Raw genomic sequence first — 23,598 nt, forward strand, 5'->3', positions numbered from 1 at the left:
CCGTCCGTCGGGCTCCACCGCAACCGCGCCGTGCCGCCCTGTCGGCGTGTTCGGTGGTTCGCTGCGTAGGGTGCGTGCATGCCCGCTGACGCACCCGCCAACCCCCTCCTCGAGCCGAGCCCGCTGCCCCACGCGCTGCCGCCCTTCGCGCTGATCCGCGACGAGCACTACCGGGAGGCGTTCGACCTCGGGATGGCCGCGCACCTCGCCGAGGTCGAGGCGATCGCCACCGACCCCGAGCCGCCGACGTTCGAGAACACCCTCGTGGCGCTCGAGCGCTCGGGGCAGCTGCTCTCGCGTGCGCGCCTCGCCTTCTTCGGCACGTCGAGCGCGCTCGCCACCGACGCGATGCAGGCGATCGAGGAGGACTACGCACCCCGGCTCACGGCGCACAGCGACGCGGTGCGGCTCGACCCGCGCCTCTACGCGAGGATCCGGGCCGTCCACGACGACGACGTGGCGATGGCCGCCCTCGACCCGGAGTCGCGACGTCTCGTCGAGCGACACCTCACCGAGATGACCGTCGCCGGAGCCGGGCTCGACGAGAGCGCGAAGGAGCGCCTGCGTGAGCTCAACGGCCGGCTCGCCGGCCTCGGGACGCAGTTCGAGAAGCGTCTCCTCGCCGACACCAACGACCTCGCCGTCCTCGTCGACGACGTGGCGCAGCTCGACGGCCTGACCGCCGGAGAGATCTCGGCGGCCGCCGCTGCGGCGGCCGAGCACGGCCACGAGGGCGCGTGGCTCGTCACGCTCGTCCTGCCGACGGGACACCCCCACCTGGCCTCCCTGACCGACCGGGACCTGCGCAGGCGCCTGCACGAGGCGCAGGGCGCCCGGGGCAACCGCGACAACGACCACGACACCAAGGACCTCGTGCTCCAGACCGTGCGGCTCCGGGCCGAGCGGGCCCGGCTGCTCGGCTACGACACGCATGCCGCCGCGGCGCTCGCCGACTCCACGGCGCGCACCCCCGAACGCGTCATGGACCTCCTCGGACGCCTCGCCCCGGCCGCAGCGCGCAACATCGAGGCCGAGCGGGCGCTCCTCGAGGAGGAGGCCGGCCACCCCGTCGAGGCACACGACTGGGCCTTCTGGGCCGGGCGGGTGCGTGCGTCGAGGTATGCCGTGGACCTCGCGGCGATGCGACCCTACTTCGAGGCGGAGCGGGTGCTCCGGGACGGCATCTTCCACGCGGCCGAGCTGCTCTACGGCCTGACCTTCCACGAGCGCGGCGACCTCGAGGGCTACCACCCCGACGTCCGCGTCTTCGAGGTGCACGACGCCGACGGGACGCCCTTCGGGCTCTACCTGCTCGACCTCCACACCCGCGACACGAAGAAGGGCGGGGCGTGGATGAACAGCCTCGTCCACCAGAGCACCCTGCTCGGCCAGACGAGCGCCGTCGTGTGCAACAACCTCAACGTGCCCAAGCCCGGCCCGGGCGAGCCGACGCTGCTGACCTACGACGAGACGCGCACCTTCTTCCACGAGTTCGGGCACGCGATCCACGGCCTGCTGGCCCGGGTCACCTACCCGCACTTCGCCGGGACGCGCGTCTTCCGGGACTTCGTCGAGTACCCGAGCCAGGTGAACGAGATGTGGATGCTCTGGCCGGAGGTCCTCGCGAACTACGCGGTGCACCACGAGACGGGCGAGCCCCTGCCCCCGGAGCTCGTCGACCGGCTCGTCGCCGCGCAGTCGTTCGGAGAGGGGTTCGGCACGGGTGAGTACCTCGCGGCGGCACTGCTCGACCAGGCCTGGCACGCGCTGGGTGTCGAGGAGGCCGAGGCGGTCACGGACGTCCAGACGTTCGAGGCGGACGCCCTGACGGCCGTCGGACTCGCGAATCCCCTTGTCCCGCCACGCTATCGGTCGACCTACTTCGCGCACACCTTCTCGTACGCCTACGACGCGCAGTACTACGCATACATCTGGAGCGAGGTCCTCGACGCCGACACGGTGGCGTGGTTCCGCGACAACGGCGGCCTGACCCGCGCCAACGGCGACCGCTACCGACGCCACGTCGTGGGGATCGGCGGGGCGGCCGACCCGCTCGAGTCCTACCGCGAGTTCCGGGGCGCCGAGGCCGACATCCGTCACCTGCTCGAGCGGCGCGGCCTCGGCTGAGGGGCGACCCGCTGACCGGCTGCTGGCAGACTCGGCTCGTGAGCCACGTCAACGTCGTGCCCCTGTCACGGCGCATGCAGCCCCGTGACCCCCACGAGGCGCACCGCGTCGCGACCCCGCTCGAGCTCTTCTTCGACCTCGTCTTCGTCGTGGCCATCGCGAGCGCCGCCGCGCAGTGGCACCACGGCCTGGCCGAGGGCCACCTGGGCGCCCTCGTCAACTTCGTCATGGTCTTCTTCGCCATCTGGTGGGCGTGGATGAACTACACGTGGTTCGCGTCGTCCTACGACTGCGACGACGTGGCCTACCGACTGCTGACCTTCACGATCATGGCCGGCTCCCTGATGCTCGCCGCGGGGATCCCCGACCTCTTCGCCACCGGCCAGTCAGGCCTCGTCGTCGGCGGTTACGCGATGATGCGCTTCGCGATGGTGGCCATGTGGCTGCGGGCGGCGGGCGGCCATCCGGAGGGCCGGCGCACCGCGCTGACGTATGCCGCGGGCATCTCGATCGTGCAGGTGCTGTGGATCGCCCGGCTCCTGCTCGAGGGCCACACGGCACTCCTCGTGTCGTTCTTCGCCCTCGTCGTCCTGGAGCTGCTCGTGCCCATCGTGGCCGAGCGGAACGGCATCACCCCGTTCCACCCCCACCACATCGCCGAGCGCTACGCGCTGCTGACCATCATCGTGCTGGGCGAGGTCATCCTCGCTTCGGTGCAGGCGGTCCAGGGGGCCCTGCAGCAGGGCGCCGAGGCCGGCCTGCTCGCCATCGTCGTCGGCGGGCTGCTCATGGTCTTCTCCATGTGGTGGCTCTACTTCAAGCGCGAGCACGCGACCCTGTTCGAGGGCAGCATCCGGAGCACGTTCGTCACCGGCTACGGGCACTACCTCGTCTTCGCCTCGGTGGCCGCCACGGGCGCCGCCCTCGCGGCCGCCGTCGACCTCGTGCAGAGCGAGGCGCACACGACGGCGCGCATCATCGGGCTCGCGCTCACCGGCGCCGTGGCGGTCTACGTGTGGTGCCTGACCGCCATGCACGCCATGGCGGGTGCGCCGGTCGCCGAGACCCGCGTCGGTGTGGCCGTCGGGCTGGTCGTCCTGGCCGTCGCCGCAGTGGCCCCGCCCATCGGCGTCACGGTGCTGGTCACCGGTTGTGTGCTCGCCGTCGCGGTCGCGCACCATGTCTGGGCCACCCGCCCACCCGACTGAGCGTGGACTGCTCGCTGTCCATCCAGCCAACGTAACGAAAGACTTCGGGGCCGCGTTGCTGAGCGAGATGACCGGGTGATCTTAAGTTGTGCTTGGGTACATGCGAGCTGCAGCGCCAATGGGTGAGTAGCGAGGGTCGTCAATCGCCTTACCACAACGCCGCACAGCGTCCGGGGCATGGAAGGCACCACCCATGGCATTTCATCTTGGGCGATCCTGCAAGAGAAGGACCGTGGTTCAGGGCCACGGGAGGGGCGGGAAGCCTGATCACTCGGCTTGCACTCGATCAGGATGGCTGATCCGCCGTAACAGTCCTCACCCATTGTTGATCCCAGACTCACAAAGGCACCTCGATCTCTCCCAAATCGAATCGGCCAACAAATGAGCCTCGGAGTTTCCCAGAAGCCGTGCAAGCACCTCCCAGTCAAGACTGATGCATAGCAGCCATCTCCCTATTCAGCCGGTGGACCAACGGTCGAAGCTGTCGAACCTGGTGATTGTCTGTCGCGTCGAACTATGCTAACGAGGCTGAACTTTGGGCCTGGGCCGAGGTATGATATTTCATTAGGGTCGAGTTCAGGCTTGATAAAGTGTTGACGAATGAATTCATCCATAAGGCTCATGGCTTGGGCGCGAGTGGATGGGTCGCCGAGCCGTTGCTCCATGTACGCCTCTACAGCAGCCATTCGCAGGGCGATCCGACGCCGGTCCGCCTCTCTTCGCCGATGGTTGAAGGATTCCAAGGAGAAGTAGAAGAATAGCGCGAGAGCCGGAATGGATGCGGCCATGAGGCTGCCGCTTGGCAAATCCGCCACCCGATTTACCGCAATTAAGTATATGTAAGTGATCCCAAGGATGCCGATGACCGCCGTGGCAAACGCCCGCCACCTGTTAGCCATCCGCCTTTGTTCGTCTGCATCCGCGCTATACCTTCCAAAGAGTGACGTACCCCGGATGACCGACAGGAGTCGCTCTGCCTCGACCCGCGCCGAGGCAATGATCGCGACGTCGTTCTGCGCAAGAGAGCCGACTTCTGCTCCCGCGCTCTCGTACCTGGCTTGCAGACGATCCAACTGGCGGTCCAGGTCCGCGATCCTTGCGTCAAACTCCTCCAGTTCCCGCGCTATTCCATCGTGTTCGGTCATCCCGAGCGCTCCTTGGACTCGATGAGAAGAATGCGCACTGCAGACAGGAGCACGAGGCCAGTGGATATGATGCAAGCGCAGATGGCCCAGACGCGGTTGGTAACTGACGACGTCTCGGCGGCAAAGGCTAGCAATGACCACGCCACGGCAATCGACGATATGACGGTAGTGACAAGAGTGGCTCGCTCGAAAGACTTGAGCGATGGGGGCGTCTCTCTCTTTTTCGAGTTTTCTACTTCTGCGAATACCCAGTCCACGGGTCGTCGTACAATGACGATTGCTACGCAACACCATAAGGCATATGCTGTTAGCATCGTTAGCCATACATAGTCTGGCCTAACGCCAGAAATGGGTGCCGAAGCTGTAGGGGAGTCGTTAAGCAGGGACAGGACGCCTGCAGAGACAATAGTCACTACAGTTGTGGCGATCGTGAGAAGAAAGGCCTTGGAGTATCGGAGGACCAAGGTAAGCATCTTGCGCTGGTGACGCACGATCGACGCCTCCATCTTGGCGGACTCTTGCTCAAGCGATTTGAAATCACCACTCGTTGCCTTGAATAGATAATCTCGTAGTTCCCTAACTAACTGTCCCTGATTCCCGCGAATATCTACGTGAGTCAATGCCCCAACGGTCTTTGCCTCGCGCAACAGACGCTCTCTCATGAACGCGGTCCCTGGAACGATGAGGTTGCTGACGTATGATTCACCCCGTGCATCCTTCATGGGCTGGCTCTGTCTCGGGCCGGATCCTGGAACTCGAAGGGCTGACAAGATGAATCTGGGGTATGCGGCATTGCTCGAGTTCGTTTCAAATGATCTGGGCGTGTAGTAGAATTGCGTCAAGTCCCTGATGAGTAGGTACAGGGCCACTAGGGGAAGGCCCATGGATGCCAGAACAGGCACTAGCGTGAGCCATCGCTCCAAGCTTGCTGGTGGCGGCAAATCGGTCGCCTTGCGAAATAGGAGCGCAGCGATCATGCCACTAAAGACATTGTTGATGAGAACCGGAAGCAGGGTGAGGAGGCCTGCGCCACTGATGAAGCTCCCCGCAACGCGGTGAAGAGTCGAAAGTCGCGTCTCTCCTCGCTGCAGAAAGGCCCTATGTTCCTCCGGGCTGGGTCCCGTGATGTCAGATGACGCTGGCGTCGGAGTAGGTTCCGTTAGAGGCTGCGTTTCCGTGCTCATGGAGATGCTATTGGTTTGGGCGAAATGTCAGCATTGTTCGGGCGATCGAAAGTATGTTCCATGGACGCCTGCCTGTGGGGTTGCCTGATGTGTGAATCCCACTGTATTGGGTCGATCCGCCTAGTTGGACGATGAGCGGGAAATGATGCGTCGTGCCCTAGTGCGGAGGGAATCGGCGTGAAAGGGGCGTCGCATGTGAGGGTGGACTTCGCATGTGAAGTGCCACGATGGTCGGGGGAAGGCGACCCGCCTCCGCACGGGGCCAGGGCTTGGTTTCGGTCTCGCCGCCGGTCGCACAGCGCTCGATTGTCCTACTCGGGGCGCCGCGTTGACGGAAGCAAATGGTGTTCACGACATTATTGGCTGGCTGGGTGTAGAAGTCCCGTGTCGACGTCATACATGAAGCCGCCCACGCGCGTACCGGATGCGATGAGGGGATGAGTTCGGACCTTCTCGACATCCTCGCGAAGCGCCGCTTGCTGGTCGTCGATAGTGTGAAATTCTTGCCAAGCGGCGTTATGTCCAGACTTGCTGGCGACCAGCTCTTGAAGTTCAGGCTCCGTGTTCAGTGCCATCGCACAACGCGTGTGCGGGATAATCACGACACGATCTACTCCCAAGAGGTGCGTGGCCAGAATGAGCGCCTCGAGTGCGTCCGTCCCAATCCTTCCTCCGGGGTTACGAAAGATTTTGGCATCCCCCGGCTTGAGCCCGACCATCTGGAGTGGAGCGATACGCGAATCCATACATGTGACGATCGCGACGCCCGCGCGCGCGATGCCATCGAAGCCGGCCATATCGAAATGCTCAGCGTACTCGCGGTTGGCGGCGAGCAGGTCATCGAATCCCTTGTCAGCAGAAGCGGTCTCGCTCATCGCATTCCCTTCGGTCACTGGAGGCCCGGTCTCTTGGAGATGGTGAAGGCCATCGGCTTGCTCACCTCGGCGAAGAAGTCGTTGCCCTTGTCGTCGACGACGATGAAGGCCGGGAAGTCCTCGACGTCGATCTTCCAGACCGCCTCCATGCCGAGCTCTTCGTACTCGAGCACCTCCACGTGCTTGATGCAGTCCTGCGCCAGCCGCGCGGCCGGACCGCCGATCGAGCCGAGGTAGAAGCCGCCGTGTGCGTCGCACGCGTCGGTGACCTGCTTGCTCCGGTTGCCCTTGGCGAGCATGACCTTCGACCCGCCGGCCGCCTGGAACTGGTCGACGTAGGAGTCCATGCGGCCCGCGGTGGTCGGCCCGAACGAGCCGGACGGCATTCCCTCGGGCGTCTTGGCGGGGCCGGCGTAGTAGACCGGGTGGTCCTTGAGGTACTGCGGCATCTCCTCACCGGCGTCGAGGCGCTCCTTGATCTTGGCGTGCGCGATGTCGCGGGCCACGACGAGCGGGCCGCTGAGCGAGAGCCGGGTCTTGACCGGGTGCCGGCTCAGCTCGGCGAGGATCTCGTCCATCGGCTGGGTCAGGTCGACCTTGACGACGACGTTGCGGCTGGTCGAGCTGACGCCCACGGCCTCGTCCTCGTGCTCGCCGAGGTCGACGGCGCCCGCGTCGGGCAGGAAGCGCGCCGGGTCGGTCTCGAGCTGCTCGATGAAGACCCCGTCGGCGGTGATCTTGCCGAGCACCTGGCGGTCGGCCGAGCACGAGACGGCGATCGCGACCGGCAGTGAGGCGCCGTGACGGGGGAGGCGCACGACCCGGACGTCGTGGCAGAAGTACTTGCCGCCGAACTGGGCGCCGATGCCGAACTGCCGGGTCAGCTCGAGCACCCTCTCCTCGAGCTCGGTGTCGCGGAAGCCGTGCCCCGTCATCGAGCCCGACGTCGGGAGGGTGTCGAGGTACTTGGCCGAGGCGTACTTCGCTGTCTTCAGGGCGAACTCGGCGCTCGTGCCCCCGATGACGATGGCGAGGTGGTAGGGCGGGCACGCCGCCGTGCCGAGCGAGCGGAGCTTCTCGTCGAGGAAGCGCATCATCGCGTCCTCGTTGAGGATCGCCTTCGTCTCCTGGTAGAGATAGCTCTTGTTGGCCGAGCCGCCGCCCTTGGCCATGAAGAGGAACTTGTACTGCGCCGCGTGGCCCGGCAGCGTGTCGGCGTAGAGCTCGACCTGGGCGGGCAGGTTGGAGCCGGTGTTCTTCTCCTCCCACGTCGTGATCGGCGCCATCTGCGAGTAGCGCAGGTTGAGGCGGGTGTACGCGTCGTAGACGCCCTCGCTGATCGCCTGCTCGTCCGTGCCCGCGGTCAGTACGTGCTGGCCGCGCTTGCCCATGACGATCGCCGTGCCAGTGTCCTGGCACATCGGCAGGACGCCGCCGGCCGCGATGTTGGCGTTCTTGAGCAGGTCGAGCGCGACGAACTTGTCGTTGTTGCTCGCCTCCTCGTCGTCGAGGATGGTGCGCAGCTGCTGGAGGTGCGCCGGGCGCAGGTAGTGCGCGATGTCGTGCATGGCCGTCTCGGTGAGCAGGCGCAGGGCCTCCGGGTCGACCTCGAGGAACGTGCGCCCTCCCGGCCCGTCGACGGCGCGCACGCCCTCGGTCGTCAGCAGCCGGTAAGGCGTCTCGTCGGCGCCGATCGGCAACAGGTCCTCGTAGGCGAAGTCGGCCACGAAACGCTCCTTGCGATCACAGGTGGGCTCGAGCTGTTCGGGCGTATGCCGCCGAGCCCCACGGCATACGACAGTCCCCTCCCAGCCTAGTGACGGCCGGGAGGGGACTGGCGAGCAGGTCGGTGCGGGGCGCCGAGGCGGGTGCCTCAGCCCTTGACCGCGCCGGAGGTCATGCCGCGGATCATGAACCGCTGGAGCGTGATGAAGACGATCATCGGGACGATGATCGAGATGAACGCGCCGGCCGTCAGCAGCTCCGCGCCCTGACCCTGCGTGCCGAGCAGCTGCTGCAGCTTGACGATGACGGTGGTGTTCTCGCTCTTGAGGAAGAGCTTGGCGATGAGCAGGTCGTTCCAGACCCAGAGGAACTGGAGCGTGGCGAACGCCGCGATGGCCGGGATGGACATCGGCGCGACGAGCCTCCAGAAGGTCTGGAAGTGGCTGCACCCGTCGATCTTGGCCGACTCGACCACACTGCGCGGCAGCGTGCTCATGTAGTTGCGCAGGGTGTAGATGCACAAGGGCATGCCGAAACCCGTGTGCAGCAGCCACACCGAGATGTACTCGCCGCTGATGCCGAGGCCGCGCGGGCCCAGGATGTTGAGCATCGGCTGGAACGCCACCTGGATGGGGACGACCATGACGGCGATGATGAGCAGGAAGATGAGCTCCTTGAACCGGAAGTCCATGAAGGTGAAGGCGTAGGCGGCGAAGGCCGCGAACATGATCGGGATGACCGTGGCCGGGATCGCCACGACGATGCTGTTGATGAAGCCCGAGCTGAGGTCGGCCCCGGTCCATGCGCCCGCGTAGTTGCTCGTCGTCCAGTCGGAGCCGAACGGGTTGAGCAGGGCCGTCCACCAGCCGGAGGTCGCGGCGTCGTCGCGCGAGCGGAACGAGGTGACGAGCAGACCCAGCGTCGGGATCGTCCACAGCAGCGCCAGGATCGCCATGGTGACCATCGAGAACGGGCTGCGGGGCCGCCCGTCCTTCATGAGTGAGCGGCTCATCGGTTTGCCTCCTCGTCGCGGAAGTGCTTGATCTGGTACCAGATGAGCGGTGTCACCGCGAGGAGCAGGACGACGACGATGGCAGTAGCCTGCCCCGCTTCGCTCTGCGCGAACAGCTTGTTGAAGAAGAGGTTGGCGATGACATTGGTGTCGTAGGCGCCGTTGGTCGTGACGTAGACGATGTCGAAGATCTTGAGCACCATGATGAAGACCGTCACGAAGACCGTGATGATCGTGCCCTTGATCTGCGGGATGATGACGCGCCAGAAGATCTGCAGCTCGCTCGCACCGTCGATGCGGGCGGCCTCGATGGTGTCCTCGGGCACGCCCTTGATGGCGGAGCTGAGCAGCACCATGGCGAAACCGACCTGCAGCCAGATGAGGATCACCATGAGCAGGATCGAGTTGAGCTTCGCCGTGGAGATCGCGAGCCAGGTCTGCGGCTGACCGCCGAGTCCCACCCAGATGGCGTTGAGCAGACCCGTCTGGGCCTGGCCCGGGTTGTTGTAGGCGTAGATGAGCAGCCATATGGCTGACGCACCGACGGCCGAGATGGCCATCGGCAGGAAGATCATGCTCTTGGCGACCTTCTCGCCCGAGGCGGACAACTTGTCGGCGAGGACGGCGACGATGACGCCGAACCCGACGACGACCGCCGGTACGACGAGCAGCCACAGGACGTTGTTGACGACGGACTGCCAGAACTCGCTGCTGCCGAAGATCGTCTTGTAGTTCTGCAGCCCGACGTACGCCGTGCTGTCGGCGTTCGCGAAGGAGTAGTTGATCGTCTGGAACGTCGGGTAGATGAGCATCAGTGCGACGAAGAACAGACCCGGCAGGACGAAGGCGTAGGGGATCGCGCCCTCGGACAGCCGCCGCGGCAGCCCCTCGACGAACATGTTGAGGAAGTAGAAGAGCAGCGCTGCACCACCGACACCGCCGATGATGGCGAGGACGCCGATGATGAACTTGTTGCTCCCGAACCACTGCGGGTAGTAGGCGAAGGCGAGGAAGAGGTTTGCCAGGCCCCAGACGATCGCGAGCATCCCCACGAGGCCGATCACGAGCTTCAGCGGGTTGGTCCGCAGGTGTGCGTCAGGGTCGTCCCCGGTGCGCATTCGCTGTCGCGGCGCTGCCGCGCTGGTGTCGGCGGTCATGACTTCGGCCAAGCCGCTTCGATGTTGTCAGCCGTCTGCTGCGAGGACTGACCGTTCTCCCACTTGACCATTTCCTTCCAGAAGACGTCCGAGCCGATGGACTTGGGCATCAGGTCCGAGCCGTCGAAGCGCAGCACGCTCGCCTTGTTGGCGATGAGAGCGATCTTCTTCGTCGTCTCGTTGGGGTAGTTGCTGAGGTCGAAGGTCTTGTGCGGCGAGAGCCAGCCGCCGGCCTTGGCCCACGGGCCGCCGAACTTGTCGGAGGTGAGGAACGCCATGACCTTCTGGGCGTCCGGGTCGTTGCCGTTGAACAGCGATGCGAGGTCACCGCCGCCCAGAATCGCCGCACCGTCGTAGCCGCCCGAGAACTTCGGGAAGACGTAGATGCCCACCTGGTTGTCGAGGTCGGCCTGGACGTTCTTGGGGTAGAACGTCGTGGCGAAGTTCCCCTGGCGGTGCAGCATGCACTTCGGCGGGTTGGCGAACGCCGGGGTCATGGCGTCGCCGAAGGCGGTGTTGAGCACGCCCTTGGTGCCACCGAGGACCATCTGCGGGTCCTTGTTGAACTTGGCCGCCTCGTCGAGGGCCTTGACGACCCTCGGGTCGTTGAACGGCATGCGGTGCGAGGTCCAGTCGTCGTAGACATCCGGACCCCACATCCGCAACATGAGCTCCTCCACCCAGTCGGTGCCGACCCAGCCGGTGGCCTGGTCGGACTCCCAGCCGATGCACCAGGGGGTGATGCCGGTGGCGGCGATCTTGTCGGCGACGTCGGCGCGCAGCTGCTGGATCGTGTCTGGCGACTGGTTGTAGCCGCCCTTTTCATAGGCGGCCTTGGGGTACCACACGATGCTCTTCACCGCGTTGCGCATCGGGGCGCCGTAGACACGGCCCTTGTAGCGGCCCGCGTCGAGGAAGCCGGGGAGCAGGGTGCCCTGCAGCTTGTCGTAGTCGAGGTAGGTGTCGATCGGCTGCACCTTGCCCTGGGCTGCGAACTCGAGCATGCCGCCGGGCTGCGGGAAGAGACCGATGTCGGGTGAGTCGCCGGAGCTGACCTTCTGCTTGATCGTCGTCGTGAAGTCCTGGTCGGAGGTGTACTTGATGTCGATGCCGCTGGCCTTCTCGAACTCGGCGAGCGAGGCGTTGAAGTTCTTCTCCTCGTCGCCGCCGAACGCGCCCAGGATCGTCACGACCTTGTCGCCGTCGGCCGATCCGCCGTCGGCGAACCCGCCACCGGTACCTCCGGCGCCGCCGGAACCACCGGTGGCGTTGGGGTTCTGCAGGCAGCCGGTCAGCACGAGTGCAGCGGCTGCGACCACCCCGCCAGCCCTCAGTGCACGTCTTGGGATACCGCTCATGGTCGCTCCTCGTCGTTGAGTTGTGCGTCGATCCCCACCGATCAACGTGACCATGGTCACGTGGAACACCTCATTCCTACCGCGTCGCCGCAGGCGGGGTCTAGTGGGGGTGACCTGCCCGTGACCTACCCGCGAAACGCCGTCTTGGGACGGCCCCGAAACAACGACGACCCCCGGCGGACCGGGGGTCGTGCGTGTTTCTGCTGTGAAAGGTGTGGCGACGACGCCGTCTGGACCGTACGGTCAGACGCAGCGACCGTTCTTGCACTCGTGGTCGAAGAGGGCCCGCGCGAGCACCGTCGTCATGTCGGCCGGGGAGGGCGCGGCGTAGAAGTCGGAGTAGGTCATCCTCGAGATCTGCGACAGGGCCTTCGGGTCGACGTCGGGCCCGATGCCGATGGTCGTGATCGCGATCGGCTTGGACGGGTCGCTCGCCGCCGTGAGGTTGGCCTTGAGCTGCTCGAGCGAGATGCCCTTCGGGTCCTCGTTGCGGCCGTCGGTGAGGATGACGACGGCGTTGACCCGGTTCGGGTCGTACTGCGACTTCACCTTCTGGTAGGCCGCCCAGATGGTGTCGTAGAGGCCGGTGCCGCCGCCGACGTTCTTGGCGAGGGTGCTCGCGGCCGTCGCGACGACGGCCCGGTGGGAGTCGTCGTCGAGCCGTCCGATGGGGGCGAGCTCGCGCCAGTCCTGGCCAGGGCCGCCCTTGTCGATGGAGAAGACCCACAGCCCGAGCTTCGTCGTCTTCGGCAGGGCCGCCAGGGCGATGCCGGCCGCCTCCTGCGTGATGGCGACGCGGGTCGTGTCGCCGACCTTCTCCTTCATCGATCCGGAGACGTCGAAGACGGACAGGATCGAGAAGTCGGTGGTGGCCGACTGCCACACGTTGGTGGCCGCGGTCACGGTCTCGGCGTCGGGGCCCGGACCGATCTTGACCTCGCCGACGCTGCCCTGCGGGGTCGGCATGGTGACAGGGACGGCGGTCGAGCGGATGCCGTACTGCGCGAAGATCTTGGCCGCTGTCGGCGTCATGAGGTAGGCGCGGAGCAGCTCGACGGCCTGGTCACGGACCGGGTCCGTCGCGACGTTGACGAGGGAGAACTCGAACGCCGGCGTGCCCTCGCTCGGCGTCACCGACACCATCTTGTGGTCGGGGTAGAGGCGGTTGTGGTCGATGAGGTCCGCCTCGGACACGGGGAACGCCGCTGCGGTCGTCGGGTCGGCGTTGTAGTCGCCGAAGAGGTCGTCGATCGATGGTGCCGCGACCTTGGCGAGCTTGGGGATGACGACGCGTCCCTGCTCCTTGGACAGCTCGGGCAGGGCCGACGCCAGCGTCAGCATGCCGGCGGTCGTCGATCGGGGGTCGCTCATCCGGATCGGGCTGTCGGACGCGACGAGCTCGAGCCACTTCGGCTGGCCGTCGAGCTTGGCGGCCTGGGCGGGGTCCATGGCGATGACGAGCGGGCTCTTCGCGAAGGCGCCGGCCGGCTTGGCGTTGAGCTTGGCGGTCTCGTTGACGCGCTCGACCCAGCGCGGCGAGTCGGGGATCCAGGCGTCGGGCCGGTCCGGCTGCCCCTGCCCCAGACCGATCATCGCCTCGATGGGCGCCTTGCCCTTGACGACGTAGTCGACGCACGGGGACGCCGGGTCGGCCTGGTACTCCTTGGCGAGCGCGAGCACCGCGGGCTGGGCCGCCTCGGACGCCCAGACCGAGACGGGCGTGCGGTCGGGGCAGGACTTGCCCGGGGCCACCGTGAGGGCGGCTACGGGCGCCGCCTCCCGACCCTTCCACCAGACGAAGCCGCCGGCACCGGCACCGGCGATCAGCACGACGCCCAGCACGGCCGCAATGACTCGGTTGCGCCGAGCCGCGGCGATCCGGGCCTCGAGGGCCTTACGGTTGGCGCGGCTCTCGATGAGACTCTGCTCGTACGGGCCGACAGGGCGTTGTGGAGGGGTGGGGTTGGACACGAGGTTTCCTCACATGAGGACGCCCCGGCACCGGGGCGTCAGGGTGAAACACCGGCCAAAACTATCCGGCGAGTCGCGCAGAATGGTGCCCGACTCCTTGGGCTCTTGTCGAATGCCCGATTTGTTCTCAGGCCAGGTCGTTTCGCGCCGGAGCATGGGCTCCGGCGCGCTCGACCGTGAGCGCCCCGGTGCGCAGCGCGCGTTCCACGGCGGGCACGACCTCGGCGAGGGAGGCCGAGTGGAGGCGGGTCCGCGCCGACGGACCGCCGAGCAGCCCGGCGTCCAACAGCCCGGACACGAGCCCGGCCATGAAGGAGTCCCCGGCACCGACCGTGTCGACGACCGTGACGGAGGGCGCCGGGAGTGACTGCTGCTCCCCGGTGCGCGTGACGCGAACGACCGCACCCTGGTCCCCATGGGTGACGACGACGAGCGCGGCGCCCAGCTCGCCCCACGCGCGGATGACGTCGTCGACCGACTCGCCGGGGCAGAGCCACTCGATGTCCTCGTCGCTGACCTTGACGACGTCGGACAGCGCGATGGAGCTCTCGATCGTGCGCCGGGCCTGCTCGGGTCGACCCATGAGCGACGGTCGCGCGTTCGGGTCGTAGGACACGGTGGCACCCAGCTCGCGGGCGGCGGCGAGGATCTCGCGCACCTGGCCGCTGCCGGGCTCGAGCACGGCGGCGATGCTGCCGGTGTGGACGTGGCCGTATGCCGTGAGGCCGGGGACCGAGGCCACCTGCCACTCGAGGTCGAAGACGTAGCTCGCGGCACCGGTGGCGTCGAGCGTGGCATGCGCGACGGAGGTGAAGGGTGCGCCCTGCGAGCCCGCCGTCAGGGCGACCCCGCGCCCACGGCACACCTCCTCGATGCGGCGGCCGCGCTCGTCGGTCGCGATCCACGTCGCGAGGTCGACGGGGTGCTCGAGCGCGGCGAGGCCGAAGGCGACGTTGGCGGGGCTGCCACCCACGTGCTCGTCGGTGTCACCGCCTGGGGTCGTGACCGCGTCGACGAGGGCCTCGCCGACGACGAGGGTGCGGACGGGCGTGGTGTCGGACATCGTGGCGCCCCTCACTCGTCGATCATGTCGGTGCTGCCGAACCAGCCCGGACGGTCGAAGCGGTGCTCGCTGTCGATCGTGCGGATGGTGCCGCTGCGCGAGCGCATGACGAGGGAGTTGGTGCGGGCCGACTTCGCGCCGTAGCGCACGCCGCGGAGCAGCTCACCGTCGGTGATGCCCGTCGCGACGAAGAAGCACTCGCCGACGACGAGGTCGTCGGTGGACAGGACGCGGTCGAGGTCGTGGCCCGCGTCGAGGGCCTTCTGGCGCTCGTCGTCGTCCTTGGGCCAGAGCTTGCCCTGGATGACGCCGCCGGTGCACTTGATGGCGCACGCGGCGATGATGCCCTCGGGCGTGCCGCCGATGCCGAGAAGCAGGTCGACACCGGTGCCCGGGCGGGCGGCCATGACCGCTCCGGCGACGTCGCCGTCGACGATGTAGCGGATACGGGCGCCGGTGTCGCGGATCTGCTCGGCGAGGTGCTCGTGCCGCGGCCGGTCGAGCATGACCACCGTGACGTCGGCCGGCGTCTCCCTCTTGGCCTTGGCGATGCGCCGGATGTTCTCGGCGACGGGGAGGCGGATGTCGACGACGTCGGCCGCGTCGGGGCCGGTCGCGAGCTTGTCCATGTAGAACACCGCGGAGGGGTCGTACATCGCCCCCCGGTTGGCGACGGCCATGACGGCGACGGCGTTGTTCATACCCTTGGCCGTCAGCGTCGTGCCGTCGATCGGGTCGACGGCGACGTCGACCTCGGGACCGGTGCCGTCACCGACCTGCTCGCCGTTGAAGAGCATCGGGGCGTTGTCCTTCTCGCCCTCGCCGATGACGACGACGCCGCGCATGCTGACCGTCGAGATCATGGCCCGCATCGCCTCGACCGCGGCACCGTCGGCCTTGTTCTTCTCGCCGCGACCGACCCACCGGCCTCCGGCCATGGCCGCTGCCTCGGTCACCCGGACCAGCTCGAGAGCGAGGTTGCGATCCGGCTGGCTGTGCTTCATCAAAGGTCCTCCGTCGGCGCAGAACGAGTCGGCGCCAGCCTATCGGTGGCCGTACCCGGGTTTGGACCGCGTCCGGGAGTCGGGGAGCATGGGGTCATGAGCACCCCGTCGACGCCGTCGACACCCTCGGCAGAGAGCACCCCTGCGCCGGCCACCGAGCAGCCCGAGGCGACCGAGCAGCCCGAGACGACGGAGGCGACCGAGCAGCCCGAGGCGACCGAGTCCCCCGTGCAGGCGGCCCCACCGAGCCGCTACTCGCTGGGCACCTTTCCCAACATGTTCCGCTCGATGTTCGTCATCGGCCTGTTCGTGCTCGCGCTCGTCGCCGTCGTCCCGCGCATCACCCAGGTGCAGCGGCCGGCCGTCGACGCGGCGGGCAAGGCGAGCCAGGTCGCGGCGCAGACGGCCTGGCCGGTCCAGCTGCCCCAGGGCCTCGGCGAGGGCTGGGTGCCGACCGTGGCGACGTACGCGCCCGGGACGGAGAAGGTGCCCACCTTCACGACGGTGTGGACGACCCCGAGCGGGGCCGACATCGCCCTCAAGCAGGCCGTGGGTGCGACGCAGGGCTGGGTCGCCCGCTCGGTGGACGACGGGGAGGCAGCCGGGACCGTGACGGTGTCGGGCCGTGCCTTCGAGAGGTTCGTCGCGAGCGATGCGGGCCAGGTCGCCTACGTCGTCCGGGGTGAGGGCGCGCGGGGGCTGACCCTCGTGGCGAGCGGCACGGCACCGGAGGACGAGCTCAAGGCGTTCGTCGCGGCCCTGGCGCGCGTGACCCCGGCCGCGGGCGTCACGCCGACTCCCTCGACCACGACCGGCTGACGACCGTCTCACCGGCTGCGGCGCGAGGACCCGCCGGGCTCAGGACTCGTCGTCCTCGTCGAAGATCTCGTCGTCGGCGTGGAGCTCCCCGGCCGGAGCCGGGGGACGGGTCGCCCGCTCGATCTCGGCCTGCGCGCCGTCGAGCCAGGTCGCGCAGTGCGCCGCGAGGGCCTCGCCCCGACGCCAGAGCTGCATCGAGTCCTCGAGCGGGGCCTGCCCGGCCTCGAGCTTGGCGACGATCGCGATGAGCTCCTCGCGGGCGTCCTCGTAGCGCATCCCGGCGATGTCGGGGAAGCCGTCGGTGGTCGTCGCGTCAGCCATGGGCGCCACCCTACGACGCCGCGCCGTCGTCGCCGCTCGCCGGCTTCGGGGTGGCGGCTCGACGGGTGGCTCGGGGCTTGCGCGGCGAGGCCGCCTTCGTGGCAGGGCTGCTCGTCGCCTTCCGGGCCGCGGTCCCGCGCGTCGCGGCCTTCGGCGGTGCATCCTCGGCGCCGGCCGTGACGGGCCGCACGCCGAAGTCGCCACGCGCGACACGCACCCGCAGCAGCTCGCCGACGCCGACGTCGTCCTGGTCCATGACGATCCGGCCGTCCCGGTGCTGCACGACGGCATAGCCGCGCTCGAGGGTCGACTGGGGCGAGAGCGCGACGACCTGGCGGCGCAGGTGCTCGGCCTGGTCGGCGGCCCGGTGCAGCCGGGCCTCGATGCGGGCGGTGGCCCGCGCCCGGAGGGCCGCGACCTCCTGGCGGCGCACGCGGACCAGGGCGACCGGGTCGGCCATCACCGGACGTGAGACGAGGGACCGCAGGCCCGACCGCTCCGCCTCGACCCGTCGCACGAGGGCCCGGCGCACCCGGTCGCGCGCGGCGTCGACGAGGGCGCGCTCGTGGGCGGCGTCGGGGACGACCTTCTTGCCGGCGTCGGTCGGCGTGGATGCCCGCCAGTCGGCGACGAGGTCGAGCAGCGGCGTGTCGACGTCGTGCCCGATGGCGCTGATGACGGGAGTGCGCGCCTGGGCGACGGCACGGACCATCGCCTCGTTGGAGAAGGGGAGCAGCTCCTCGAGCGCCCCACCGCCGCGGGCGATGACGATGACGTCGACGGACGGCATCGCGTCGAGCTCGCGCAGGGCATCGACGACCTCGGTGACGGCCGACGCACCCTGCACGGCGACCTCACGGATCTCGAAAACGACTGCGGGCCAACGGCGCCGGGCGTTCTCGACGACGTCCTTCTCGGCCGCGGAGTTGCGGCCCGTGATGAGTCCGACGCGGTGGGGCAGGAACGGGATCGGTCGCTTGCGGCCCGCGTCGAAGACGCCCTCGGCAGCGAGCGTGCGCTTGAGGATCTCGACGCGCGCGAGGAGGTCGCCGATGCCGACGGGACGGATCTGCCGCGCCTCGAGCTGGAGGGTGCCGCGCTTGGTCCAGAAGGTCGGTTTGGCCTGCAGCACCACCCGGGCGCCCTGGGCGAGGGGGATCGGCATGGCGTTGACGGCGTTCATCGGCACGGAGACCGACAGGGACATGTCGACGTCGGGGTCACGCAGCGTGAGGAACGCGGTGCCGCCGCGAGGGTTGAACTGCACGACCTGACCCTCGACCCACAGCTGGCTCATCCGGTCGACGTAGTCGGAGATCTTGAGGCTGAGGACCCGCACCGGCCACGGCTGCTCGGCCGTCGTGTCGGCGGCCTTGTCGGGCAGCGGGCTCGTCATGCTCACCCGCGTCACCCTAAAGGTGTTGCGGGTTCCGTGCCGCACACCTGGCGTCGGCGCGGTGACTGCCGGGTCCGCCGAGACCGCACGCTGGGTGGCCGACAACTTCGGGCTCGTTCGGGTCCGGTCGATGGAGTGGGTGGCGCGAGGCGCCGTGGGCGAGGTCCACCGCCTCGTCACCGACACGGGCGCGTATGCCGTCAAGCGGGCCTTCTGGCGAGAGGACCCTGACGGGGTGGTCGAGTCCAGAGCGCGTCACGAGGTCGCCTTCGTCGAGAGGTGCCTGGGTGCCGGGCTGCTCGCGCCGAGGCCCGTCCTCGCTCGCGACGGCTCGGTCCTCGTGCGCGACGCGTCCGGGACGGGGTGGCGCGTCCACGTCTTCGCCCCGGGTGTCGTACCGGACCGCTCCGACCTCGCCGCGCAGCGCTGGGTGCTGGGGCAGGGCGCCCTCATCCACGGGCTCGCGCTCGACCCGGCCCCGGGTGACACGGTCCACGCGCCCTACACCGCGTCGACGGTCGACTGGGCCGAGCTCGCCGCTCGGGCCGTGGCCGTCGGCACGGAGTGGGCGCCACGAATGAGGGCCCGGGCAGCGGAGTTCGGCGAGCTCGGCGCCCGGGCGACCTCGGTACCGCTCCGGAGCCCGGTGCTCTGTCACCGCGACCTCAAGGCGAACAACACCCTCGTCGAGCGGGACGGCACGCGGTGGCTGCTCGACTGGGACGACGTCGGCGCGCACGACCCGGCCCGGGAGGTGGGCACCGTGCTGCTCCACCACGTGCCCGACGAGGCGGCGCTGGGGCTGCTGGCGGCGGCATACGGCGCCGCGGGAGGGGCCCCGCTGCCCGAGGGGCCCGAGCTCTTCGCGAGCGGGGTGGCGGTGTGGCTCAACGTCCTCGCCGGTCAGGTCGGGGTGCTGCTCGACGCGGAGGCAGAGCCCGAGCACCGCGCGTTCGCCCTGCCCAAGGTACGCGGCCTGCTCGAGGACGTTCCGGCACACGACGTCCTCGTTCGCTGCGGGGTGGTCGCGGCCCGGACGGCGAATCGGGAACGGCGGGTGCGCCCCCCTACGATGGGGCCATGAGCGAGCCAGCCGACCAGATGTCCGCCAAGAAGGTCCTCCTCGCGGCGCCACGTGGCTACTGCGCCGGCGTCGACCGGGCGGTCGTGACGGTCGAGAAGGCCCTCGAGCTCTACGGTCCGCCGGTCTACGTCCGCAAGCAGATCGTGCACAACAGGCACGTCGTCACGACGCTCGAGAAGCGCGGCGCGATCTTCGTCGACGAGACCGACGAGGTGCCCGAGGGCGCCACGGTCATCTTCTCCGCGCACGGCGTGGCCCCCGTCGTCCACGAGGAGGCCAGGGCCCGCAGCCTCAAGACCATCGACGCGACGTGCCCCCTCGTGACGAAAGTGCACCGCGAGGCCGTGCGGTTCGCCGACGACGACTTCGACATCCTGCTCATCGGGCACGAGGGCCACGAGGAGGTCGTGGGCACGGCGGGCGAGGCGCCGGAGCACATCACGCTCGTCGACGGGCCCGACGACGTCGACAACGTCAGCGTGCGCGACCCCGAGAAGGTCGTCTGGCTGTCCCAGACCACGCTGTCGGTCGACGAGACGATGGAGACGGTCGCCCGCCTCAAGGAGAAGTTCCCGGCGCTGCAGAGCCCGCCCTCCGACGACATCTGCTACGCCACCCAGAACCGCCAGCTCGCCGTCAAGCAGATGGCCAAGGACACCGACCTCATGATCGTCGTCGGGTCGCGCAACTCGTCCAACTCGGTGCGTCTCGTCGAGGTCGCGATCGAGCACGGTGCCCGCGACGGCCACCTCGTCGACTTCGCCGACGAGATCGAGGAGGCCTGGCTCGACGGCGTCTCGACGGTCGGCGTCACCTCGGGCGCCAGCGTGCCGGAGGTACTCGTGCGCGACGTGCTGACCTGGCTGGCCGAGCGGGGCTACGGCGAGGTCGAGGCGGTCATCGCCGCGGAGGAGTCGCTGCTCTTCTCGCTGCCCAACGAGCTGCGTCGTGACCTCAAGGCCCGCAAGGGTGAGGACGCCGGCACGCTCCGGCACGACGCCGCCTTTGAGGACTCCGGCTCGCTCCACTGACACCGGCGGCGGTCACGCCGCCGCGAGGGTCAGCCCCCGAGCGCCTTCGCCAGCACCGGCTGGAGCTCCTCGACGGTCTCGGTCGAGACGTACTGCCCGCCGGTGATGCTGACGACCTGACGCATCGCGGCGTCGTCGGCACGGCCTCCGATGCCCAGGATGACGACCCGCACCGGCCGCTTGGGGTCCTTGGCCGACGCGAGGCGCTTCTTCAGCAGCTCGAGGGTCAGGCCGTAGTCGTCCTCGTTCGGGCCGTCGGCGACGACGATGAGGGTGTTGGCGTAGCCGGGCCGCCACGCCGACCGGGCCCGGTCGTAGGCGGCGGCGATCGTGTCGTAGAGGCCGCTGCCGCCGCCGACATACGTGTCGAGTCCGGAGACGGCGTCGTCGAGGGCGCCGAGGCTCTTGCTCACGCCGAGTCCGGCGTAGCCGGTGAGCTGCCGGTAGTCGTCGGCGCGGCTGCCGACGTGGAGCGAGTAGATCCACAGCGACGCGACGGTCGTCGGCGAGACCGCGGCCACGGCCCGAGCCGTCGACTTCTGGACGATCGCGAGACGAGTGCCGTTGTCGGTGCGCTCGAGCATCGAGCCCGACACGTCGACGGCGAGCAGGGCCTGGGTCTTCCGCGCCGCGGCGTTCCAGAGGCCGGCCGCCTTCGTCAGGGACGCCCCCTCGGCATCGCCTGCGACACGGATCTCCCCGTACAGCGGTGAGAGATCCGTCGGGTTGCCGTCGGGCGTTCGGAAACCGCTGTCCTGCAGCACCTTTCGCGTATCGGCGGAGGTGAGGTGGTGCTCGAGCGCGGTGACGAGGCCGGCCTTGGCCGTGTCGGTGGTGAGCGAGACGAGGGAGTACTCCAGGGCCGGCGCTCCCTCGGCCGGGGCGACGGCGGCGAGCGACTCCTCAGGCTGCGCCGCGTTCCATGCCACGAGCTGTGCCTGCGAGACGACGGCCCCGAGGCCCTGGTCGGCCTTCGCGATGCCGTCGAGGCTCACTCCGCCGCTGGCGGTCGGGGCGGAGGCCACCGCCAGGGCCCGGAGCCTGGCGTCGGTCAGCGACGACGCCGCGACACCGAGCGCGATGCGGGCGATGGCCGACCGGTTCGGGTCGGGGATGCGCAGGGGGACGGCGCCGCCGAGCAGGTCGGCCCAGCGCAGGCGGCTGCCGAGCCTCGACGCGTTCTCGTCCGTCATCGCGACGAGCACCGCGCTCGTCGCGAACGGCTCGCCGGGCGTGACCCTGGCACGTGACACGGCGTTGGCGCGGCCGATCCAGACGGACGAGTCGGTGATCCACGCGTCCGGGCGCCCGGCGCCGCCCAGTGAACCCGCGACCGAGAAGGGTTCCTCGGCGTCGATGGTGTAGGCGGCGCAGGGCGCGTCGGAGCGCGAGGCGAGCGACTCGGCCGCGGCGGCGACGGCAGGGGCGATGGCCGGGGCCACGGACACCCGGACCTTGACCGGGTCGGCGCACGACGTCGGCTGTGCAGCGGTGGTGGGCAGGGCGGTCGGGACCTCACGCAGTCCGAGGTAGCGGAAGGCGCCGTAGCCGACTCCCGCCACGACGGCGAGGGTCGCGACGGCGGCAACGACACGGGTGCGCCGGCGCCGGCGGGCATGCTCGCGCGCGGCCGCCTCGACACGCTCGCGCGACTCGCGCAGGCTCTGCTCGTACGGACCGATGCGCCGTCCCGGCGCTCTGGAGTCCTCGGGACCCGGGCCCCCCGCCCCGGTCACGATCTACCCAATCCCACGCGCGTATTGTCCGTGGCGCCATAGCAGGTGTCCACTTCCCGGATGAATCGGACATCCTGAAGATGGCGCCCCGAGAAACCGGTCACGCCGGCACGCTCGAAGGACCGCTCAGGCGGACTGCTCGCGCGGGTCCGCGTCGGCGCCGCGAACTGGGTCGTCGCTCCCGACGGAGCCCTGGCTGCCACGTCCGACGGTCCGTCCGAGGAACGCCTCGTCCCGGGCCGTGCGCCCGAGGTCGTCGGTCAGCTCGGCCGCGCTGAGCGAGCGCGGGGCCACCTCGAGCGGCTCGAGCGTGGGCGGCGCCTCGGTGGTCAGGTGCAGCTCGTGCATCCGTCGGGCCGTGACGAGGACTCGGGACTCGAGGGTGCCGACGAACTTGTTGTACTGCTCGACGGAGCGCGACAGGGACTGGCCCATGGTGGTCACGTGCCCGCCGAGGGTCGCGAGTCGCGCGTAGAGGTCCTGCCCGATGACGAGCAGCTCGCGGGCGTTCTGCTCGAGGGCGTCCTGCTGCCAGATGGCCCCGATGGTGCGCAGCACGGCGAACAGCGTGCCGGGGGAGGCGAGCACGACCTTGCGTGACAGGGCGTGCTCGTAGAGCCCGGGGTCGTCGGAGAGCGCGGTCGCGAGGATCGCCTCGCCGGGGACGAAGCAGATGACGACCTCGGGGGAGCGCGTGAAGGCCGTCCAGTACGCCTTGGCGGCCAGGCCCTCGACGTGGCGACGGAGCGAGGTCGCGTGGGCGGCCAGCAGCTCAGCGCGCTCGACCTCGGACACCGTGTCGCCGTGCGCCTGGAGGAAGTGGGCCATCGGCGCCTTCGAGTCGACGACGACGTGGCGCGCGCCGGGGAGGTTGATGACCGCGTCGGGACGCACCGTCGCGCCGTGGCGGCTGACGCGCGTCACCTGCTCGTCGAAGTCGCAGCGGGCAATGAGGCCCGCGAGCTCGAGCACGCGCCGCAGCTGCACCTCGCCCCAGGCGCCGCGGACCGTGGAGGCGTTGAGGGCACTCGCGAGGGTCGCCGTCTCGGAGCGGAGCGACTCGGTGGAGCGGCTCACCTCGGTCAGGCGCTCACCGAGCTGGCCGAACTGGAGCGACCGGTCGCGCTCGAGCGCCCCGACCTGTCGCTCGACCCGGCCGATCGTGTCGCGCAGCGGGGCGAGCAGGGTGGCCGTCGTGTCGTCGAGGTCGCGCGCGGCCTCGAGGTCCGAGACCCGCTCGCGGAGCACGTCGCGCTCGGCCTCGGCGCCGGCCGACCGTGCGAGGAGGGCGGAGCGGGCTGAGAGCCAGGCGAGCAGCCCGCCGACGAGTGCCCCGATGACGAGCCCGACGAGCAGAGCGGTGAGGTCCATGCCAGCACCGT

At 69.0% G+C, this 23,598-nt stretch carries 19 protein-coding genes; 5 read left to right on the forward strand and 14 right to left on the reverse strand.

Annotation, left to right across the window (positions count from 1 at the left end; all coding sequences use genetic code 11):
- The first annotated feature begins 78 nt into the window (after positions 1-78).
- Together ASD90_RS06140 and ASD90_RS06145 are read left to right on the forward strand one after the other, a co-directional pair.
- Positions 79-2,127, forward strand: a complete 2,049-nt coding sequence (locus tag ASD90_RS06140; RefSeq protein ID WP_056752892.1) for a M3 family metallopeptidase — start codon at positions 79-81, stop codon at positions 2,125-2,127.
- A gap of 38 nt (positions 2,128-2,165) precedes the next feature.
- The gene (locus ASD90_RS06145; protein WP_200958537.1) at positions 2,166-3,335 is read left to right on the forward strand and encodes a low temperature requirement protein A; all 1,170 of its coding nucleotides are present in this window, start codon (positions 2,166-2,168) and stop codon (positions 3,333-3,335) included.
- A 452-nt stretch (positions 3,336-3,787) separates the two neighbouring features.
- Here ASD90_RS06145 and ASD90_RS23380 read toward each other — a convergent pair whose 3' ends face one another.
- The 10 genes from ASD90_RS23380 to glpX form a co-directional block, all read right to left on the reverse strand.
- Complete coding sequence (locus tag ASD90_RS23380) at positions 3,788-4,480, reverse strand: hypothetical protein (RefSeq protein ID WP_157623015.1); 693 nt, start codon at positions 4,478-4,480, stop codon at positions 3,788-3,790.
- Positions 4,477-5,457 (reverse strand): hypothetical protein, encoded by a 981-nt coding sequence (locus ASD90_RS23385; protein WP_157623017.1) that lies wholly within the window; start codon positions 5,455-5,457, stop codon positions 4,477-4,479. The genes ASD90_RS23380 and ASD90_RS23385 overlap by 4 nt, the downstream gene beginning before the upstream one ends.
- Positions 5,458-6,020: 563 nt before the next feature.
- Positions 6,021-6,539, reverse strand: coding sequence for a carbonic anhydrase (locus ASD90_RS06150; protein WP_056752895.1), 519 nt, complete (start codon positions 6,537-6,539; stop codon positions 6,021-6,023).
- A 14-nt stretch (positions 6,540-6,553) separates the two neighbouring features.
- The gene (locus ASD90_RS06155) at positions 6,554-8,266 is read right to left on the reverse strand and encodes a fumarate hydratase (RefSeq protein WP_056752897.1); all 1,713 of its coding nucleotides are present in this window, start codon (positions 8,264-8,266) and stop codon (positions 6,554-6,556) included.
- Positions 8,267-8,412: 146 nt separating this feature from the next.
- On the reverse strand, positions 8,413-9,276 hold the full coding sequence (locus ASD90_RS06160; protein ID WP_200958538.1) for a carbohydrate ABC transporter permease: 864 nt from the start codon (positions 9,274-9,276) through the stop codon (positions 8,413-8,415).
- Complete coding sequence (locus tag ASD90_RS06165) at positions 9,273-10,433, reverse strand: carbohydrate ABC transporter permease (protein ID WP_369793570.1); 1,161 nt, start codon at positions 10,431-10,433, stop codon at positions 9,273-9,275. The genes ASD90_RS06160 and ASD90_RS06165 overlap by 4 nt, the downstream gene beginning before the upstream one ends.
- Positions 10,430-11,791 carry an ABC transporter substrate-binding protein gene (locus ASD90_RS06170; protein WP_056752904.1) on the reverse strand — a complete coding sequence of 454 codons (1,362 nt, stop codon included), beginning with the start codon at positions 11,789-11,791 and terminating at the stop codon, positions 10,430-10,432. The genes ASD90_RS06165 and ASD90_RS06170 overlap by 4 nt, the downstream gene beginning before the upstream one ends.
- 243 nt (positions 11,792-12,034) lie before the next feature.
- Positions 12,035-13,762: a substrate-binding domain-containing protein gene (locus ASD90_RS06175; protein WP_056752908.1), complete on the reverse strand. Its 1,728-nt coding sequence runs from the start codon at positions 13,760-13,762 to the stop codon at positions 12,035-12,037.
- A 127-nt stretch (positions 13,763-13,889) separates the two neighbouring features.
- Positions 13,890-14,825 carry a carbohydrate kinase gene (locus tag ASD90_RS06180; protein WP_056752910.1) on the reverse strand — a complete coding sequence of 312 codons (936 nt, stop codon included), beginning with the start codon at positions 14,823-14,825 and terminating at the stop codon, positions 13,890-13,892.
- Positions 14,826-14,836: 11 nt separating this feature from the next.
- The gene (glpX, locus tag ASD90_RS06185) at positions 14,837-15,829 is read right to left on the reverse strand and encodes a class II fructose-bisphosphatase (RefSeq protein WP_056752912.1); all 993 of its coding nucleotides are present in this window, start codon (positions 15,827-15,829) and stop codon (positions 14,837-14,839) included.
- A gap of 96 nt (positions 15,830-15,925) precedes the next feature.
- Between glpX and ASD90_RS06190 the strand changes: the two genes are divergently transcribed.
- Positions 15,926-16,648, forward strand: a complete 723-nt coding sequence (locus ASD90_RS06190) for a DUF4245 domain-containing protein (protein ID WP_082588508.1) — start codon at positions 15,926-15,928, stop codon at positions 16,646-16,648.
- A 39-nt stretch (positions 16,649-16,687) separates the two neighbouring features.
- On the opposite strand, the gene ASD90_RS06195 is transcribed toward ASD90_RS06190, so the two are convergent.
- Both ASD90_RS06195 and xseA read right to left on the reverse strand, forming a co-directional pair.
- Positions 16,688-16,969, reverse strand: coding sequence for an exodeoxyribonuclease VII small subunit (locus ASD90_RS06195; protein WP_056754532.1), 282 nt, complete (start codon positions 16,967-16,969; stop codon positions 16,688-16,690).
- A 10-nt stretch (positions 16,970-16,979) separates the two neighbouring features.
- Entirely contained in the window at positions 16,980-18,365 is a 1,386-nt protein-coding gene (xseA, locus tag ASD90_RS06200) for an exodeoxyribonuclease VII large subunit (RefSeq protein ID WP_056752915.1), read from the reverse strand.
- Positions 18,366-18,426: 61 nt separating this feature from the next.
- Here xseA and ASD90_RS06205 point away from each other — a divergent pair, with 61 nt between their 5' ends.
- The gene (locus tag ASD90_RS06205; RefSeq protein ID WP_162260179.1) at positions 18,427-19,449 is read left to right on the forward strand and encodes a phosphotransferase; all 1,023 of its coding nucleotides are present in this window, start codon (positions 18,427-18,429) and stop codon (positions 19,447-19,449) included.
- Complete coding sequence (locus tag ASD90_RS06210; RefSeq protein WP_056752919.1) at positions 19,446-20,480, forward strand: 4-hydroxy-3-methylbut-2-enyl diphosphate reductase; 1,035 nt, start codon at positions 19,446-19,448, stop codon at positions 20,478-20,480. The genes ASD90_RS06205 and ASD90_RS06210 overlap by 4 nt, the downstream gene beginning before the upstream one ends.
- A 29-nt stretch (positions 20,481-20,509) precedes the next feature.
- On the opposite strand, the gene ASD90_RS06215 is transcribed toward ASD90_RS06210, so the two are convergent.
- Positions 20,510-22,216 carry a substrate-binding domain-containing protein gene (locus tag ASD90_RS06215; protein ID WP_056752921.1) on the reverse strand — a complete coding sequence of 569 codons (1,707 nt, stop codon included), beginning with the start codon at positions 22,214-22,216 and terminating at the stop codon, positions 20,510-20,512.
- A gap of 126 nt (positions 22,217-22,342) precedes the next feature.
- The gene (locus ASD90_RS06220; RefSeq protein ID WP_056754537.1) at positions 22,343-23,587 is read right to left on the reverse strand and encodes a DNA recombination protein RmuC; all 1,245 of its coding nucleotides are present in this window, start codon (positions 23,585-23,587) and stop codon (positions 22,343-22,345) included.
- Between the last annotated feature and the right edge of the window lie 11 nt (positions 23,588-23,598).

The sequence above is a fragment of the Terrabacter sp. Root181 genome (assembly GCF_001428505.1).
Lineage (GTDB): Bacteria > Actinomycetota > Actinomycetes > Actinomycetales > Dermatophilaceae > Terrabacter.

What these genes read in the sequence shown, in the direction of transcription:
- ASD90_RS06140 (WP_056752892.1), top strand. Translation starts at nt 79, where the DNA reads ATGCCCGCTGACGCACCCGCCAACCCCCTCCTCGAGCCGAGCCCGCTG.
- ASD90_RS23380 (WP_157623015.1), bottom strand. Translation starts at nt 4,480, where the DNA reads ATGACCGAACACGATGGAATAGCGCGGGAACTGGAGGAGTTTGACGCA.
- ASD90_RS23385 (WP_157623017.1), bottom strand. Translation starts at nt 5,457, where the DNA reads ATGATCGCTGCGCTCCTATTTCGCAAGGCGACCGATTTGCCGCCACCA.
- ASD90_RS06150 (WP_056752895.1), bottom strand. Translation starts at nt 6,539, where the DNA reads ATGAGCGAGACCGCTTCTGCTGACAAGGGATTCGATGACCTGCTCGCC.
- ASD90_RS06160 (WP_200958538.1), bottom strand. Translation starts at nt 9,276, where the DNA reads ATGAGCCGCTCACTCATGAAGGACGGGCGGCCCCGCAGCCCGTTCTCG.
- ASD90_RS06165 (WP_369793570.1), bottom strand. Translation starts at nt 10,433, where the DNA reads ATGACCGCCGACACCAGCGCGGCAGCGCCGCGACAGCGAATGCGCACC.
- ASD90_RS06170 (WP_056752904.1), bottom strand. Translation starts at nt 11,791, where the DNA reads ATGAGCGGTATCCCAAGACGTGCACTGAGGGCTGGCGGGGTGGTCGCA.
- ASD90_RS06180 (WP_056752910.1), bottom strand. Translation starts at nt 14,825, where the DNA reads ATGTCCGACACCACGCCCGTCCGCACCCTCGTCGTCGGCGAGGCCCTC.
- glpX (WP_056752912.1), bottom strand. Translation starts at nt 15,829, where the DNA reads ATGAAGCACAGCCAGCCGGATCGCAACCTCGCTCTCGAGCTGGTCCGG.
- ASD90_RS06190 (WP_082588508.1), top strand. Translation starts at nt 15,926, where the DNA reads ATGAGCACCCCGTCGACGCCGTCGACACCCTCGGCAGAGAGCACCCCT.
- ASD90_RS06195 (WP_056754532.1), bottom strand. Translation starts at nt 16,969, where the DNA reads ATGGCTGACGCGACGACCACCGACGGCTTCCCCGACATCGCCGGGATG.
- xseA (WP_056752915.1), bottom strand. Translation starts at nt 18,365, where the DNA reads ATGACGAGCCCGCTGCCCGACAAGGCCGCCGACACGACGGCCGAGCAG.
- ASD90_RS06210 (WP_056752919.1), top strand. Translation starts at nt 19,446, where the DNA reads ATGAGCGAGCCAGCCGACCAGATGTCCGCCAAGAAGGTCCTCCTCGCG.
- ASD90_RS06220 (WP_056754537.1), bottom strand. Translation starts at nt 23,587, where the DNA reads ATGGACCTCACCGCTCTGCTCGTCGGGCTCGTCATCGGGGCACTCGTC.